This window comes from Hydrogenivirga okinawensis (assembly GCF_055385515.1).
Genome location: NZ_AP042386.1, coordinates 741,237 through 758,079, shown reverse-complemented (window position 1 = coordinate 758,079; position 16,843 = coordinate 741,237). Strand labels below are relative to the sequence as shown.

Annotated in this window: 15 protein-coding genes and 2 tRNA genes; 4 read left to right on the top strand and 13 right to left on the bottom strand. The window is 47.2% G+C overall.

The genetic code is table 11. The features are described from left to right. Nucleotide 1 precedes the first annotated feature (1 nt). The 7 genes from ACZ483_RS04395 to ACZ483_RS04365 all read right to left on the bottom strand — a co-directional run bounded on the left by ACZ483_RS04395 (nt 2) and on the right by ACZ483_RS04365 (nt 10,167). Nucleotides 2–1,519 carry a DUF1156 domain-containing protein gene (locus tag ACZ483_RS04395; RefSeq protein WP_464324958.1) on the bottom strand — a complete coding sequence of 506 codons (1,518 nt, stop codon included), beginning with the start codon at nt 1,517–1,519 and terminating at the stop codon, nt 2–4. Further along, nucleotides 1,483–4,797 (bottom strand): helicase-related protein, encoded by a 3,315-nt coding sequence (locus ACZ483_RS04390; protein ID WP_464324957.1) that lies wholly within the window; start codon nt 4,795–4,797, stop codon nt 1,483–1,485. The genes ACZ483_RS04395 and ACZ483_RS04390 overlap by 37 nt, the downstream gene beginning before the upstream one ends. 267 nt (nt 4,798–5,064) lie before the next feature. Then, entirely contained in the window at nt 5,065–5,580 is a 516-nt protein-coding gene (locus tag ACZ483_RS04385) for an IS1 family transposase (RefSeq protein WP_464324956.1), read from the bottom strand. A 217-nt stretch (nt 5,581–5,797) separates the two neighbouring features. Beyond that, the gene (locus tag ACZ483_RS04380) at nt 5,798–8,266 is read right to left on the bottom strand and encodes a hypothetical protein (protein WP_464324955.1); all 2,469 of its coding nucleotides are present in this window, start codon (nt 8,264–8,266) and stop codon (nt 5,798–5,800) included. Nucleotides 8,267–8,356: 90 nt separating this feature from the next. Then, nucleotides 8,357–8,929 (bottom strand): hypothetical protein, encoded by a 573-nt coding sequence (locus ACZ483_RS04375; protein WP_464324954.1) that lies wholly within the window; start codon nt 8,927–8,929, stop codon nt 8,357–8,359. A 272-nt stretch (nt 8,930–9,201) separates the two neighbouring features. After that, nucleotides 9,202–9,279, bottom strand: a tRNA-Asp gene (locus tag ACZ483_RS04370). Nucleotides 9,280–9,327: 48 nt separating this feature from the next. Further along, the gene (locus tag ACZ483_RS04365; RefSeq protein WP_464325170.1) at nt 9,328–10,167 is read right to left on the bottom strand and encodes a YicC/YloC family endoribonuclease; all 840 of its coding nucleotides are present in this window, start codon (nt 10,165–10,167) and stop codon (nt 9,328–9,330) included. 29 nt (nt 10,168–10,196) lie between these two features. Here ACZ483_RS04365 and ACZ483_RS04360 point away from each other — a divergent pair. The 3 genes from ACZ483_RS04360 to ACZ483_RS04350 all read left to right on the top strand — a co-directional run bounded on the left by ACZ483_RS04360 (nt 10,197) and on the right by ACZ483_RS04350 (nt 11,492). Continuing rightward, nucleotides 10,197–10,290 (top strand) — tRNA-Ser (locus ACZ483_RS04360). Nucleotides 10,291–10,299: 9 nt separating this feature from the next. Beyond that, nucleotides 10,300–11,076 (top strand): exodeoxyribonuclease III, encoded by a 777-nt coding sequence (gene xth, locus ACZ483_RS04355; RefSeq protein ID WP_464324953.1) that lies wholly within the window; start codon nt 10,300–10,302, stop codon nt 11,074–11,076. Then, nucleotides 11,073–11,492: an EamA family transporter gene (locus ACZ483_RS04350; protein WP_464324952.1), complete on the top strand. Its 420-nt coding sequence runs from the start codon at nt 11,073–11,075 to the stop codon at nt 11,490–11,492. Before xth ends, ACZ483_RS04350 begins: the two co-directional genes overlap by 4 nt. Nucleotides 11,493–11,603: 111 nt before the next feature. Here the strand turns inward: ACZ483_RS04350 and hisH are convergent, their stop codons facing one another. From hisH to dapA, 5 genes are read right to left on the bottom strand one after another with little or no spacing between them, the layout of a single operon-like run. Further along, nucleotides 11,604–12,224, bottom strand: a complete 621-nt coding sequence (gene hisH / locus ACZ483_RS04345) for an imidazole glycerol phosphate synthase subunit HisH (RefSeq protein ID WP_464324951.1) — start codon at nt 12,222–12,224, stop codon at nt 11,604–11,606. After that, entirely contained in the window at nt 12,221–13,063 is an 843-nt protein-coding gene (locus ACZ483_RS04340; RefSeq protein WP_464324950.1) for a cytochrome c biogenesis protein CcdA, read from the bottom strand. Before ACZ483_RS04340 ends, hisH begins: the two co-directional genes overlap by 4 nt. 44 nt (nt 13,064–13,107) lie before the next feature. Next, complete coding sequence (locus ACZ483_RS04335) at nt 13,108–13,740, bottom strand: PP2C family protein-serine/threonine phosphatase (RefSeq protein ID WP_464324949.1); 633 nt, start codon at nt 13,738–13,740, stop codon at nt 13,108–13,110. After that, nucleotides 13,737–14,564: a serine/threonine protein kinase gene (locus tag ACZ483_RS04330; protein WP_464324948.1), complete on the bottom strand. Its 828-nt coding sequence runs from the start codon at nt 14,562–14,564 to the stop codon at nt 13,737–13,739. The genes ACZ483_RS04335 and ACZ483_RS04330 overlap by 4 nt, the downstream gene beginning before the upstream one ends. A gap of 6 nt (nt 14,565–14,570) precedes the next feature. Continuing rightward, nucleotides 14,571–15,455: a 4-hydroxy-tetrahydrodipicolinate synthase gene (gene dapA / locus ACZ483_RS04325; RefSeq protein ID WP_464324947.1), complete on the bottom strand. Its 885-nt coding sequence runs from the start codon at nt 15,453–15,455 to the stop codon at nt 14,571–14,573. Nucleotides 15,456–15,480: 25 nt separating this feature from the next. Here dapA and ACZ483_RS04320 point away from each other — a divergent pair, with 25 nt between their 5' ends. Beyond that, the gene (locus ACZ483_RS04320; RefSeq protein WP_464324946.1) at nt 15,481–15,810 is read left to right on the top strand and encodes a nicotinate phosphoribosyltransferase; all 330 of its coding nucleotides are present in this window, start codon (nt 15,481–15,483) and stop codon (nt 15,808–15,810) included. Here ACZ483_RS04320 and ACZ483_RS04315 read toward each other — a convergent pair. Further along, on the bottom strand, nt 15,807–16,838 hold the full coding sequence (locus tag ACZ483_RS04315) for a zinc-binding dehydrogenase (RefSeq protein WP_464324945.1): 1,032 nt from the start codon (nt 16,836–16,838) through the stop codon (nt 15,807–15,809). The genes ACZ483_RS04320 and ACZ483_RS04315 overlap by 4 nt on opposite strands. Between the last annotated feature and the right edge of the window lie 5 nt (nt 16,839–16,843).

Here is a 16,843-nt window from a genome sequence, read left to right as displayed (position 1 = left end):
TTTAACCCTCTTCCACAGGGGGAATTTGGGAAAGGTGGGAGAGGACCTGGAGAATCCAGTCTAAAGCTGAGTTCCAGTCTCCTGTTGCTTGACTCCAAGGACATAGTTCAAAGTAATCCCACACCATTGGTAGTGCTTGACGTGTATTTGTGTTTCCAATAAACTCTCCATGTGCAACCCACCTTGATAAAGAAGAATTATAATCAGCCAACCTATTTACTCCCAACCCCAAATAACTCACCACCGCTTTTGCATACTCCTCCTCGTATCCTTCCTCAAGCATCTTCTGATAGGCAAGCCGAACCTTTTCGGTGAAGGTTATAAGTGCCAGCTTCTGGCGGGGGTTGAAAAGATCGCCCCAGACTTTAAAACCGTATCCTCTACCGGCAACTGTAGTAGGATCTTTGGTATCCATTTGTTCATCCGGCACCGGGTCCATTCCCCACTCTTCCATTAGCTTCTGTCTCTTCTCCTTCAGATACTCCTCCGCTTTTTTAAATACTTCAATATCCTTCTGTATGGCAGTTCTGTATCTTTTTCCTTGCTCGCCGGGTTTGTGGAGAACTACCGCAACCATTCTCTCCCCTGCCTTTTCTTCCTGAAAGAGCTTCCTTGTGGTGTTTGCATCGACAACTGAACCGCAAACCGGACAATTCGCTATAGCTCTTGAAACTGTCCCTTTGGAAGGGTTAAAGCCCTCGGGCATGGGTTCATAGCCCGTTCCTACGATTTTGAACTTTACCTTTCCCTCCTCCACGTAAGGGTAAAGAGACACCTTTTTATTGCTCTTTTTGGCAAGCCAGAACTGACGCATGAGAGGTATCTCAGCTCCGCAAGCGGGGTTCTGGCAGGGAATTGTCCTTGCCCATATGTATCCCACAGGAACTGAGCCGTCCTTATTGGGAGGGTAGAACTCTCCTATTTCCTTTCTCGCTTCTTCAAGGATCCAGTTCCCCCATTTTTCCACGTCCTCAATAAGCGGATTGGTTTCTATCTCTTTCTCAAGGAGTCCTTCTTTTATCTTCTTTTTAATTTTTCTTCCATATTTTTGAGGATACTCAAGGGTGCACTTTAGAATTAAGACTGCAACGGGATTGTACTCAAGGGCGTGAACCTCGTAGCCGAGCCGATAAGCTTCAAGGGGTATAGAGCCACCTCCGGAAAAGGGGTCAAGTATGCGGGGAGGTTTTCCACCGTTCGCTTTGAGTATGTCCTCCCTTGCTCTTTTTATTACTTTTTCCTTCAGAGAGTTTTCCCACTTTGCAAGCTCAACTATAAACTTCTTCTTTTTTTCAACTTCTTCCTTACCTTCGGGAAAGGGAATGAGGGCTGCATAGCTCGTTGCCCTTGAGCTTGCGAGCGGTCTCCTTGCCCACCATATGTGCAAGGTAGATATGTGCCCGTGTCTTATGTTCTTCTCCTTTGAGGAGATTTCGCTCACTTCCTTCAGCGGGAATATTTCCTCAATAAAACGTTTTTCCTTCATACCCTCCACACCTCTTGTTTCTTGTTTTTCCACTCATCAGGAGGTATAACGAACCTAACGACCTCCACCTTCTCTACCGCCGTCAAATTTTCTGCAGGGTTATTGATTATGTAAAGTGTAGGATTCGTCAGAGCATTTTCAACTACGTAGAGCCAGTAATTTTCTTTAAACCTCTTTGCTTTCATCCACTCGTTGGGTGTGAGTGCTACTTCTCCCGTTCCCGCCCTCGCTTTCACCTCAATATACCTTACCTCTTTTTCTCCCTTTGACCTTATATCAAATCCGAGATTCCGGTCAGACACGTCTTCCGGCTCTCTTCCGCATTCCCTTTCATATCTCATCGCTATTTCCATTCCTATCCTCTCAACTTCTTCACTTTCAACCATGTCAGAACTCTCAGATATGACTCTGATGACGGTCAAAAGCTCCGGCTGGGTTATGCTTAAGTTCTGCTCCCTTTCAATTTCCTCCGCCAGATTTTTCCTCGCTTCTTCGTATCTCTTCTTCTGCTCCTCCTTATTCCTTATAGGTAAATCCACCTTCTCACCCTTTTCCTGTCTTTCGTAGAGCTTAATGAGATCCTCATCGAGCTTCCCGATGAGGTAGTCAAGGGATTTAAGCCCGTACTTTTTCTTTATCTCTCCCTGTCTTCTCCTTTCCTCCTTTATCTCCTCCTTGTAGTTCTCAACTACCTTTATAGCTTCAAGAAAGGGGGGTTCCTCCGCGAGTTTTCTGTTTTCCAAATTAACGTCTTTTGCGGGCACCAGATCCCACAGAACCGAAGGTTCTATCTCCCTGATACCCTTTTCATCCTGATATAGAGCGAATATCCTCCTACCCGCCACCTCACCTTTACCGTCTTTGACTTCTCCGATGTAGAACCAGATATAGCCGTCAAGCTTGCCCGAAGGGTCTTTAAACACCGCTCCCTTTTTCACCTCCTCCTTGTAGTTCCTGATGACCCACTCTATTAGAGCTTCCAATAGGGGATGTCCGAAGGATATGAACTCAGCGTCAGGGTTTTTCATGGCTTTCTCTTTGTCAAAGGTAGCTTTCGGATACCTTCTCTGGACTATTCCATACTTGTTCTTGAACTCCACACTTTCCACAATACTCCTGATCTCGTAAGGGATTGAGTCTATCGCTATAAATCCATCTTTGAGTTCTCTAAGTTTTCCTCCCGCATTTTTGAAAGCTCTCTTGAAGAACTCTTCAACGTATTCGGGTATGAGCTTCCTTTCCTTTGCTACTTGTTCCATTTCCCTTATACGGGTGTAGTCTATGTATCTCGTGGCTAAGCTCTCTCCGAGGACATCTTTTATCTTCTTTATATACTCTTCGTTGGGAGTTATGTCCAACTCGTTTAAAATCTCGTCCATACTCTTCGCATTTGTTACTGCATCTATAATGAGCTGGTAAAGGTTCTTTCCCTCAAAGACATCTCCGATAACATCAAACACCCTATCGCTTCCGAGCTTCTCCCTTATCTCCTCGAGCTTGTCAAATAACTTCGATAGAACCATACCCTCCCGTGTGTCCTCTGCGACCAAGTTGAATATGTAAACGTCCTTCTGCTGTCCGTACCTGTGTATCCTGCCCATTCTCTGCTCAAGACGGTTAGGATTCCAAGGTATATCGTAGTTAATCATCACGTGGCAGAACTGAAGGTTTATACCTTCTCCCGCCGCTTCAGTAGCTACCATAACGTCGGTTTCGTCTCTAAATGTCTTTTCAGCCTTTATCCTGTCGTCTATGTTCATACCACCGTGTATGAAGTTAACCTTGTACCCCCACGATCTTATCTTTCCGACAAGATAATCTAACGTGTCCTTTGATTCTGTAAAGATAAGTATCTTATGTCGCCCTCCCATTTCCTCAGTTTTTCTGAACCCCTCCTCTATAGCTTCCTTAAGTTCCCTCAACTTGACCTCCTCTTCTCTGTCTATTATTTCCTGTGCTTGGCGAATAAGTTTTTCGATAGTTTCTATCTCTTTTTTTATCTCTTCGGGATTTTCAGCTATAGTTACAGTCTCCCACTCCTCTTCCCTCTTCCATCTTGCACTCTCTTCAAGGTCTTCAACTTCCTCAAGATCGAGGTATACCTCTCTCCGTTGTTTCTCGCTTCCTTTGAGTATCTTTTCCAAGCGTTCCTTTCTTCTTTCAAGGGATCTCAGGAGCGCATAAGTACTTGAAGCCATCCTCCTCTGAAGTATCATCAGCGCAAAAGCCACGTTTCTTTTTTTGTCAGACTGCAGAGCTTTGTTATATTGCTCGATAACATACCTTGAAACATTGAGATATAAGTCTTTTTCTTCCTCAGAGAGTCTATACTTTATAGTTTTTGGGAATCTCCTTGTGAATATAGGTTTTCCCTCGAAGTCCCTAAGATCCTCTTTAAGTCTCCTTATAAAGAGCGGGTTGTCTCTGTTTTTCAGAGATTCCTCAACCATGTCAGGTGTGGCAAAGAACCCCGGCACAAGCAAGTCGAGGAAGAGTCTGAAGTTTTCAGGATCTCCTTTGTGGGGTGTAGCTGTCAAAAATAGAAGGTGATTTGAAGTTCTGGAGAGGACCTCTCCGAGTTTGTATCGTTGGGTTCTCGTTATCTTGTCCCCGTATCTGTATGCGGACATTTTATGAGCTTCATCTACTATTACCAGATCCCAGCTGACGGAAGCGAGAGAAGGAAGGATATCCTCCTGCTTTGCAAAGTCTATGGAAGTTATCACCTGATTGTTCACTTCCCACGGGTTTTCTCCATAATGAGCGTTAAAGGTGTTTCTATCAAGAACAACGAACTTTTCTTCGAACTTTTCCTTGAGCTCCCTTCTCCACTGGTCCTTGAGATGACCGGGAACGACTATAAGAACCCTTTTCACGAGACCCCGGAGTTTTAATTCTTTCAGTATCAATCCTGCCATTATGGTTTTACCCGCACCCGGATCGTCGGCGATGAGGAACCTTATGTGAGGTTGCTTAAGGACGTATCCATAAACCGCTTCAATTTGAAAGGGAAGGGGATCGATCTTGGAAACGTTCATAGCAAGTAGGGGATCAAAGAGAGAAGCATTTTTAAACCTTACCGACTCTAAGAAGTAGAAGGTGTTTTCAGGGTTCGCACCGAAGTCAATCGTGGTATCAGCAACTTCGATGGCGTTTAGGTCGTCCAAAGAGAGTATGTTATTAACGAGGTTTTGAGACTCCGTTGTAAAACCCACAAGACGAAAGCGACCGTTACCAATTTCCTCAAGTTTCTCTATCTTAACCGGCTCATTCCAGAAAGGACCTTTGACGATAACACCCTCTTTTATCATCCCAACCAATAATATAACCTTTAAACATTTGCTTAGCATAGCTATGGGAAATAGATAATAATAGATGAAAAGGGAAATAAAAGAAGAGAAGGAATCAAGGGATTTACAGAAGGCTTTAGTCCTCCTTCCCATGCAAGCCAAATAACTCCTTAGAACTGAGTTCAAACTCTCATTCCTGTTTACCCTCCCCCATACTTCCTTACTGTATGCTTATCTTTCAGTAACCATTCATACACTCTATACGCATCCGTCTCATATTCCTCCGCCTCAGCCAAGTGCCCCAATATCTTTTAAAAAAGTTTCTAAGCTCCTGTCTCCTACAAAAAGATACTTTTCTATCTTCCCATCGCTGTATTCAACTATCACCGACCATATCCATACATCATTCTCTTTCTTCCCCACAAAACTCCACGCTTCGTCTATGCTTATGGCTCTTACCTCCTCCCGTTCCTTTAATTTCTTCAACTTCCTCAAATACTTCTCCTTAGCTAATCTCCCTGCCCTCTGTATCCACATGTAAACAGTTGTGTAAGGTATTTCCAAAGACTTAGCAATAGCACTAATGGACATACCATTTACGAATTGGCGTATGGCTTGCTCTCTGAGAGCTTTAGGACGGAATTTGTGCTTAGCACTGGAGATGAATCGTCTGTAGCACACCTTGCATAGGTAAGTTTGCTTTCCTAATTGTTTTCCGTCTTTTACGACCAGATGGAATCCGCACTCAGGACATTGTGGTCTTGACTTTAGATCCTCTACTATTTGTTTGCTTAACCTTATCATAGTTCTTTAAGTCTAACTTATTCCTCATCTAATGTGAAGACTCCCCCGAAAGTGGACACCTTGAAAATCAAGGACTTGAGAGTAGGGAATTAAGCACATCGTTGAGAGATAAGGTTTCGGAAATCACCTCCAGAACTCCCACGAGTCCCAAGGGGTCAAGGAGTCTGTTAGCATTAACGCAGTTATGTTAGCTACGCCAGTGTATCGTTTTCAGCTCCTATGTCTTGACTTCCCCAGACGGCTCAAATCCCGAATAGAGCTTCCTCCTGACCTTCTCGAACTCGTATGGAACTACCGCCCCGTTCGGAGCCCTAACAAGAACCTTCACACGATCACCGATAGAATACCGACCGTTCTGTCCCTCCAGCCATGCTATCGCTTCGTCCTCCTCCTCAAACTTGAGGTGGTCGGGAGTGTTCTCTTCTATGATCCGCTCGACTTCTTTTTCGGGAAACTCTCCCGACCTGTATCGTCGCACCACGTCCACGATTTCGGGGATGGACAGTCTCGTCATGGAGAGACGATCTATCAGCTCCTCCTCCGTGATCTCCTTCTCCTCCTCTTCCTCCTCCGTAGGTTCCTCAGCTTCCGTATCCGTGGTCCTTCCCAGATCCTCCGTCCCCGTATCCGTTTCTGAACCCGTTTCCGTTTCTATGCCCGCTTCCGTATCCCCTCCCGGATCCGTGTTCGGTACTCCGTCCTTCACCTCAACCCCCAGCCGTGAGAGAAGGGTTCGCAGTTCCTCCGTGACTACACGATCCCACTGTTTTCTCCACCTTCTCAGGTTCAGGTCGCTCTCCCTCTTTGCTCCTCTCAGGACGCCGAACAAGAAGCGGAGGAGAGACTTCCGTAGCTTTTCCCGCTTTTCCTTTATGTCCTCGTCCCTCCACCCTCTCTTCCTCCAGTCCTCCTCTACCTTCCGCAGTATCTCCTCTACCTCATCCACAACCCGATGAGGGCGGGAAGAAGGAGCAGGAGGGGCAGAGGAACCGGCAGGAGCAGAAGGAGGAGAAGGAGAGGAGGAGGATAAAGACCCTGCTCCTTCCTCCTTTATCCCCACTTCCCCATCCTCCCCCCTCCTTTTCCCTTCCTTAGGAGGAAGGGAGGTAATAGAATGAAGACCTATTCGGACACTTGTCTCTCTGACTAACTTCAGACCTTCGTCCTTGACCTCAATGTCCTTCTTTCCTTTGGTGGACAAGGACTTTTTCAGAGTCTCTTCGAGATACCTGAGCCACCTTTCTCGACCTTGCTCCCTGAGCTCTTCCTTTTGCTCCTCAGTCAAACGGTCTCCTCCCTTTGCATAGCTCTTCATGAGCTCCTGAGCTTCTTCGGGAGAAGAGAGTATTTGCTCCCGTGAGACTATACAGAATATGTCGGCAATAGAGCTCTTCGGGATATTTGTCCGCTTGGCTATCTCTCGAATAGAGAGGTTCGGATCCTCTCTGAGAACCTTGTTGAGGATTGGAATATACTCCCAATAGTGGCGGTGTTTCCTTGGTTTTATCTCCGCTCCCTCTTGCTTCTCCTTCTTCTTTTCCTTCTTCGGTAGAGGTCTGAAAGTCCTCTCTATATACGCTTCTGCTCCTTTCCAAGCCCTATCAAAAGCTCTCGGATCGCGATAGTGAGAGCGAAGCACATCGCCAACCTCGGCGATAGTGTGTCCAGCGTTCAGCATACGGGTGACGACCCCGTTCTTCAGGTTCGTCACGATGAAGTCTGCCGGATTGCTCTCGTTTCCTCCTTCTGGCTCGATGGTCGTAGCTACCCCTACGACCCGTTTCCTTCTGCTGGCTCTGAGAACTTCCCGCTCAAATTTCCTCCACGCTTCCTCCCGTATTTCCTTCTCCCATACAGGACGGAGCTTCTCGAAGAGCTTATCAAGACGATGAACCGCTCCGTTCCAGATTTTTGTGCTCTTTCGTCCCTCCTTAAGAGGATTTTCAACCCCTTCAAGCCATACCGCTCTGTCTACCGATACAGAGTCATACTTGATAGAGAGCTGTTGCAGTATGCTCTTCAGAGCTTTGACTATCAATTTGAGCCGGTAGTCCGAGGAGTATGGAAGGAACTCTCTCCTTTCCTTCCTCCCGTCTATCCCTTGGACCCACCGAACCTGCCCCGTCAAATGAACGTAAACGTGCCAGCCCCCGCCAGCTGACCTCCAAACCTCTGGATATATGCCGAGCTTGTGAAGGTATTTCACGAACTTCCGGACATGAACCTCCTCAACCCCGTGCTTCCTGTCCAAGTCTATGAGAACCCACGGAACGAGTCTCCTGAGTCTGCCGAGTTTGAAGAGCTGTAACCTCAGACCTTTCCAGCGCTTCTCCTCTCCCGTTTTCGGATCTACGTAGGTCTCTCCTCTCTTCGCTTTCTCCCACGTTTCCTCACACTTTACATATTCCTTTTTATATCTCTCCCACACGTCCCTCGGTATGGCAAACATACCTTGGTAGAGAAGGGAATAGCCGTTCTCTTTTGTTTCAGAAAGTAGCTTTCCGAAGGTTTTGTCTGAGCGGAGAAGTCTGCGGTCGATCGGTCTTCCTCCCTTCCAAATGTCGACTACATGGAAAATCTTGTACGTGTTCCTCAGTCTGCATACGTATGCAACTCTCTTTCCCTGTTGCTTTGCTGGCTCTATTAGTTTCTCGTAGAAAAACTCATATTTTGCCAGTCCATACATATTTACTAATATAGATTTTATTGTAAATTTTGCAAAACTGCCACAAGATAAAGGATAAATCCGATCGTATTCTTGGGTGCTACTCTTTTCTTATACTTTAACTTCCTGTGACAGGAGTATCTCCTTAAGTACCTTCTCGAGGGACTTCCAGTCGAGATGCTTTATCCTCTTTAGTGCGTAGTCTATTATCCTCATAACCACTTCCGTCCTTCCCGTCCTTCCTATGTCCCCCCTCTCTATCCCGATCTTGAGCAGGAGGAGGATGAGAAGTAGTTTCGTGCTCCTTATCGTCTGGGGATCGTATTTTAATCCGAGGGCATACTGAACCTCGTAGTTGTTGAACTTAATGTTTTCGAGCTCCTCTCCTATCAGGTTCTGGAGGGCTTCCCTGTATTCTGGCTTCAACCTCGCTACCGTTATGACCTCTCTCCAGTAGTTGTTTATCAGGTCTACCGCTTTGTAGTAGCTCCACCTCTTCCCCTGCACATCGGGAGGAATGTCTTTCGGTATGTTCTTTACATACTCCTCGACCTTTTTGTACTCCTCTTCGGGCAGTTCTTTCTTTGCTTTTTCAAGGGCTTCTTCGAGGTTGGCGCTTTTCTCGATGAATGCGATAGGGACTTTCGCTTCCGCTAACCTCACAAGTCTCTTTACATCTACCATAGCTTATACCTCCTTTGAAGATTTTTCTTGAAATATAATTTACAAAAAGATGTATAATTTTGCAAGATTATACAAGACTTCAGATTTACTATAGAAAGATTATGAGACCATCTAAACCTTCTCCCCCAAGGATTTCCGAACTTGTCGAAAATTTACCGAAAATCAAACTACACGAAACGACCAGAATTTTACATAAAACTGCAAGTTTGCAAAGTTAAGCTAAAACATCAAGTCTTTGTCTCCGTTGGGAGATCGTTGATTTTTATTGGGAATGGCGGAGCCGACGGGATTTGAACCCGCGCCCTCCGGCTTGACAGGCCGGCGTTCTGACCGGGCTGAACTACGGCTCCAGCCAGACTTATATTATATTCCTTTCCTCCAAACTTTTCAAAGAGCTTTCACTCCACGTTAGCCGCCTGCTGCTTTATCCTATCTATTTCAGCCTTTATCTCTACAACGAACTCCGACAAACCCGGTATCTTGTTGCCGAGCGTGGTTATCTCCCTGTGCATTTCCTGAGCGAGGAACTCCAACCTCTTTCCCACCTCTTCCTCCGACTCGAGTAGCTTTTTAAAAGCTTCTATGTGTGTTTTTAACCTCGTTATCTCTTCCTCGACGTCCATCCTCTCTAAGAGGAACATGATCTCGTTTAGTACTGTAGGATGCTCGTCAGGAAGCTCGAGTCTCTTAGCCCTCTCGAGGACTTTCTCCTTTACCTTCTCAATAATCTCGTCCTTCCTGTCTACTATCCTATTTAAGAGTTCTTCTATTCTCTCGATTCTTCCATTCAGATCTCTCCTGAGGGCTTCTCCCTCCCTTTCCCTGCTCTTTATGAGTTCCTCTACGGCTACCGTTACAGCTTTTAGTACCGCTCTCTCAAGATCCTCCTCCACCTCGGTTACTGTCTTTTCTGAATATTTCCAACTCAGCTCAAAGATGGTATCGTCGCTTGGCTCCACTCCTACTTCCTTCGAAAGATCTTTGAGCATAGATACGTTTCCTCTAAGCTTGCCGGTATCAACGGGAGGCAGGATCTGCTTTGATTCGACATCTACAACTACGTAAACACTTCCCCTTTTGAGTCTTGATTTTATAAGTTCCTTGATCTTCTGCTCAACAGGCATCAGAAAGGTTGCCATTCTCACCGATATATCTAAACCCTTTCCGTTCAAGGACCTGATCATAGCAACTGCTTTCCAATTTTCACTCTCCGCCTCACCTTTGCCAAACCCGGTCATACTAAGCATGCCTATAATTTTAAGAGTTAGGCGGGGTGGCGGAGCGGACGAACGCGGGGGATTCGAAATCCCTTGCAGGGTGATTTAGCCCTGCCGTGGGTTCAAATCCCACCCCCGCCGCCACATAAAAGCATGAAGGTAGCGACTTACAACGTTAATTCAATAAAGGCGAGAAAGGAACTCTTATTGAGCTGGCTCGAGAGGGAGCCGATCGATATCCTCTGTCTTCAGGAACTGAAACAGAAGGAAGACACCTTTCCTTTTAAAGAATTTGAGGAAAGAGGATACAGGTGTGAGGTGTTCGCCCAAAAGACCTATAACGGAGTCTGTATATGTTCCAAGTTCTCTATAGAGGAAGTTAGAAAAGGTTTCGGAGATTCCTACTTTGATGAGCAAAAGAGGATAATAAGCGCGAGAATAAGAGGTGTTTGGTTCATAAACGTCTACGCACCCCACGGGGATGTGAGGGGAACGGACAAGTTCTACTACAAGCTGGAGTTTTACGACAGGTTGCTCGCTTATCTGAAGGAAAACCACTCTCCAAACGAGCCGATCTGCATGGTAGGAGACTTCAACGTAGCGAGAGACGATAGGGATGTGTTCGATCCTGAACTTTTGAGGGATACTATTGGAACTATGAAGGAAGAGAGGGAGGCTTTTGAAAGTATAATGAACTGGGGCTTTATAGACGCCTTCCGTTATCTTTATCCTGACGAAGTTCAGTTTACCTGGTGGGATTACGTAGGTGGGATGATATGGAAGAATAAAGGCATGAGGATAGACTACATACTTATAACGGAGCCCCTTAAGGATAAGCTTGTTGATGTTTACGTTGATCTCTGGCCCAGGAAAAGAAGAACGCCGAAACCTTCGGATCACGCTCCCGTGGTGGGGGTATTTGAGCTGTGAAGGCGGTAATATTTGCCCTACTGTCCGCACTCGTCTGGGGAACCGCCCCCCTGATATTCAAGTTGGGGCTCAGGGGAGAGATACCCCCGATAGTTGGTATCTTCTTCCACAATCTCACAGCGGCTGTATTCGCCCTGCTTTCGATCTTTATCCTTAGGGAGAACATAAACTACCCCTTCAGAGATATACTTACCATATCCTTCGGCGGGTTCGTGTCGGGTTTTCTCGGACTCTTGTTGTATTACAAGGCAATAAAGGTAGGGGACGTGTCAGTGGTGGCCCCCATAGTTGCAAGCTCCCCCCTCTGGGCAAGCCTCTTCGCTTTCCTGCTTTTGGGAGAGAGTTTTTCCTTTCTGAAGCTTTTGGGGGCTATCCTCGTTTTTTCAGGAGTTGCACTTATAACCATCTCGAAATGAGAACGGCCTTTGCCATTATTATCTTGTTTCAATTCCATCCTCTCCTTTGATGGGGTGCCTTCATGTAAAAATCTGGAGTCCTCCCTCTTCGTCAGCGTGGGAGGGTTCTTTCTAAAGGCATCCTTCGCAAAACTCCTTGAAGTTCTGAAGTATTCTCAGTCCCTTCTTCTGGCTCTTTTCCGGGTGGAACTGAACCGCCCACAAGTTATCCTTCTGAATCGCGGAAACAAAGTTTAGACCGTAGTCTGTTTCTGAAGCGATGACCTCTTTGTCCTTTGGAACCACGTGGTAGGAGTGGACGAAGTACAGATAATCTCCATCGTCTAAATTTGAGTATATTCCCTCTCTTTTCTTTATCCAGACCTGATTCCAGCCTATGTGGGGAAGTTTAACCGTCGGTGGGAGGAGAACGACCTCCCCTTCAAAAACGCCGAGACCCTTGGTTTCCCCGTGCTCATAACTCTTTTCAAAGAGGAGCTGGAGTCCGAGGCATATACCGAGGAAAGGCTTCCCCTTCTCTATGTGATCCAGCAGGGGCTTTATGAGACCGAGATCCTTGAGGTTTTCCATAGCCTTTCTAAAGGCTCCCTGGCCGGGGAAGACAAGAACGTCCGCTTCTGAGACCTCCTCCCTATCTCCGCTCACCTTAACGTCCTCAAAACCAACGTACTCCAGCGCCTTAGCTACGCTTCTGAGGTTTCCCATCCCGTAATCGACAACTACGAGCCTCATATTCCCGCTCCGAGGGAGGCAAACCAGCTCAGCTTATCTAAAACCAACAGAACGCCGAGGGTTATAAGGAGCACTCCACCCACGAACTCAACGATTCCAAAAAACCTTCCGAACTTCCTTACAAAGCTCAAGAACAGTGAGAAGAGGAGACCGGCTATCAGAAAGGGAATTCCGAGTCCTATCGAAAAGAGGAAGAGCATAAGAGCACCTTCCCTAACTGTTTCCTGCTGGGAGGCTAAGAAGAGTATAGAACCTAAGATAGGTCCTATACATGGTGTCCACCCGAAGGCGAAGACCACACCTATCAGGAAGGCTCCTATGTAGGAAGCCCTCGCTTTGGCTTCAGTTTTAAGCTGTCTGTATAAGTACTCATGAACGCCGAAGAGGTAGAGGGTGAGGACGATAGCGAGAGCGCCAGTGAGGTTGAAGAAGGTATCCCTACCCATTACGTTGAAGAGGTATAGAGCTGTTAGAAAAGCCTGAACACCGATAAGTTCCTTAAGGAAGTTGGGTCTCAGAAATGCTCCTGCAAAGTGGAGACCGAAGAATATAACGAGTCCCCCGCCTATTTTGGCTATCTCGGTCTGGTAGGCTCTGAGGAACTGACCTATGAAGGAAGCCCCCGCTCCGAGCATTGTAAAGACAATGGAGAAGCCAATAACGAAGAATAGGGCTGAGAGAAAGACCTTGGTGTTGAACACTTTGCTCTCCTTCTGAACCTCCTCAACTCCGACACCGGAGATGTAGGACAGGTATGCGGGTATTATTGGGAGAACGCACGGAGATAAAAAGGCTAATATACCGGCTATTAGGGCTCCAAAGAAGGTAACTTCAAACATCAACTATATATTAGTCTAAAGTGAACCGCCTTGTGTAATCCATATCACTCCACAAGAACGAGTATGAAGGAGAGATCTTCCTTTAGAGATCGCTGGTGATATAGCTTCTCTATATTCTCCGCACTCGCCTCAAGATCTTCCGATATCGCTCTACTGAGTTCTTCCTCTCCTATACTCCCCGTCACTCCATCGGAAACGAGAAGGAATATATCCCCTTTCCCTAAGGCTCCTTCTCTGAGAACAACGTCAGGGTTCCAGTCTATTCCGAGAGCCTTTACGAGCTTCTTCCCTGCCCTGTACTTGATCTGATCTATTGTCAGGAGTTCCATCTCCCCTTTCCTTTTGAGGTAAATCCTTGAATCCCCCACATGTCCGATTAGGAAGTTATTTCCAGAAAAGGATATAAGGCTCAATGTTGTTCCCGCAACGTGCCTGTCTCCGAGCCTCGCTATGTCCTCCATTATCCTCCTGTTGGTTTTCTGGAAGAAGGAGTATATCTCGTCTAAGCTGGTAAAGGGTCTGCTCTGGCCGAGGAGTTCGATAGCTCTCTCCGCTGCAACCCTCGCACCTATACCCGTTCCCATCCCGTCGGCAATGGCGAAGGTGTTTTCCGAGGTAAAGACTCTGTCAGCGTAAGTCTCCTTATCCCTGAAGATCTCTCTCACGACGAACTTCAAACGAGACCCTCCTTCATCATGTAATCTCTGAGCTCCATAGCTGTCCTGAAGCGCTTCCTGTAATCTTTCTCGAGCATCTTACTTATTAGATCCCTGACCTTAGGAGAGAGGTTTTCGGGCAGTTCGTAGATGACCTCTTTGTTTCTTCTCTGTTTCTCCCTCCTGTCCTCGGTATCGAAGGGATCCTTCCCGAAGAGCGTGAAGTATAGGAGGCTGCCAAGGGAGAATATATCGCTGCTCCTATGGATCTCCCCTCTAAAGACCTCCGGAGCTATGTATCCAAGGGTTCCCTTGACATCTAATATTGAGGTGGAACCCCTTATCTTCAGAAGTCCGAAGTCTCCAAGTTTCCAGACGATGCTCTTCAGAACTCTCTTGCCAAAGATGTTCTCCGGCTTGATATCGCTGTGGATGTACCCCCTGCTGTGGAGAAAAACGAGACCCCCGACGACGTTCCAGAGGATCCGGATAGCCTCCTCTTCGGGCAGTCCTCCCTTGGATAGGACGTATTCCTTCAAATCTCCCACGTCCATGAGCTCGTAGAGAAGGTAAAGCTCCTTAGTTTCTTTTTTGTAGAGGTAGCTCTGGAGGGATATTATGTTGGGATGGTTGAAGAGGATGAGGGTCTGGGCTTCCTTCCAGAGGTTTTCCACCGCGTAAGGGTTTGAGGCTACCTTCAGGGCGAAGATCTTTCCTTTATATCTACCCCGAACACCCTTCACCTTATAGACTATCCCGAACTCTCCCCTACCGATTATGTCAAGAACCTCGTAGTAGCCGAGGATAAGATCTCCCCTCTTGAACTGAGATTCAACGGGTTCCATGTGTTTTTAATTTACTACCGGGAGGTTGTATTTTTTCAGAACTTCCCTGAGTTTCTGCTCGTTTTCGGGCTTCATCTCACATAAGGGAAGTCTGAACTCCTTCTCACACATGCCGAGCATCCAGCAGGCTGTTTTTACAGGGATCGGGTTGGTCTCTATGAAGAGAACCTTGAAGAGGTCATGGAGGTAAAGGTGGAGCTCTCTTGCCTTCTCGAAGTTCCCTTCCAAAGCGTAGGTGGTGAGAGCCTTTATCTCCCTCGGAACTATGTTGTTGGCAACGGAGACGACCCCCTTAGCTCCAATAGCCATCATCGGGAGGGTTAGGCTGTCGTCCCCCGAAAGGATGGAGAAGTTATCTCCGAGCCTCTTCCTGAGCTCCGATATCCTGTCCATGTTCGGTGTGGACTCTTTGGAACCTACGATGTTGGGATAATCGGAGACGAGCCTGTATATGGTATCCACCGCTATCTCCACACCTGTCCTTGAGGGTATGTTGTAGAGAAGTATCGGGATGTCCACCTCTTCTGCGACGGTGGCGAAGTGCCTGTAAAGCCCCTCCTGAGTGGGTTTGTTGTAGTAGGGAACTACCAAGAGCGCCGCGTCCGCTCCCACCTCCTTGGCGTGGGCGGTGAGGTGAACCGCCTCGTGGGTGGCGTTGGCTCCCGTTCCCGCTATTATCTTTATCCTGCCTGCCGCGTGCTTTACCGCGAACTCCACCACCTTGTCGTGTTCTTCAAAGGTGAGGGTCGGAGACTCCCCTGTAGTTCCGCAAACGAGAACTGCGTCCGTTCCGTTGTCTATATGGAAATCAATGAGCCTGCCGAGAGCTTCGTAGTCAACTTCTCCGTTTTTGAAGGGCGTTATAAGGGCGACAATTGAACCTTCAAACATGGAGATAATTTTATAATACTTTTCCATGAAGGTCGGGGAATACGTCAAGAAGGGATTGAAGAACTTTGTGGAAGAGGCGGAAGGGAAACAGGGTAGCCACTCCGAAGGTTGCCACAGAGTAACGGTCTTTGTGAAGCTTGAAAACGGGAGGATAGTTGACTGCAAGTTCAACTCCACCAAGAGGTGTAAGAAGCTCCTCGCGGTTACCGACTACATGTGCGAGCTCGCAAAGGAGAATGGGGAAATACCTTCCAAGGAGGAGATACTTTCCAACTTTCAGGAGGAGAAGGAAAAGGACAAGATGGAGAACAGGGTAGGTATAGCCTTGAAGGCTCTGGAGAACGCGGTTTCTTAGTCCACCTTCAGAACCACCTTACCGAAGTGTTTGGACTCCTCCAAATACCTGTGAGCCTGAGCCGCCTCCTTCAAAGGGAAAACCTTATCCACTACGGGCTTCAGCAGTCCCCTTTCAAAGAGTTCCGTTATCTTGAACAGAGTAGCTCTCCTTCCCATGTAAACTCCCTCAAGCCCTATCTCTCTGACGAAAACGTACCTTATATCTATCTCCGCCTTATCCCCAGTTGTCGTTCCAAAAAAGACGAGCTTACCCCCTTTCCTCAGACACTCCACACTCTTCCAGAAGGTGGCTCTCCCCACATGATCCATCACAATGTCCACCCCTTCTCTGAAGATCTCCCTGACCCTTTTGACCACGTCCTCCTCGTAGTGGTTTATCACAACGTCTGCACCGAGTTCCTTGCACTTCCTCATCTTCTCCTCGTTCCCAGCGGTGGCTATTACAAAGGCGGAAAAGAGCTTTGCAATCTGTATCCCCGCCACACCTACTCCCGAAGAACCTCCCCATATGAGAACTTTTGAATAGGGCTTCAGATTTCCCCTCTCCACAAGGGCATTCCAGACCGTCAGGAAGGTTAAAGGATAGCTCGCTGCCTCCTCAAAGCTGAGGTTTTTGGGCTTCTTTATAACGTTACGCGCAGGAACGACGACGTACTCGGCGTATCCTCCCTTACTCTTCAGTCCCAGGATATCGTAGTGTTTGCAGTGGTTGTCCTCCCCGTTTTGGCAGTCGTAGCAGATACCGCAAGAGAGACCGGGAGCGATTATAACTTCTTCTCCTTCTCTAACGTTCCTTACAAGTCCTCCCGCCCTCTCCACTACACCGCTCACGTCCGAACCGAGTATGTGAGGAAGTTCGGGCTTCACCGCAAGAGCACCCATCCTTACCCATATGTCTAGGTGGTTTAAGGCAACCGCCTTCACCCTTACGAGAATCTCGTCCTCCCTTGGCTCTGGCTTGGGAAAGTCCTCTACGAACCTAAGACCTTCAACACCTCCGAACCTTTCCAGAACGACTGCTTTCATTTTCT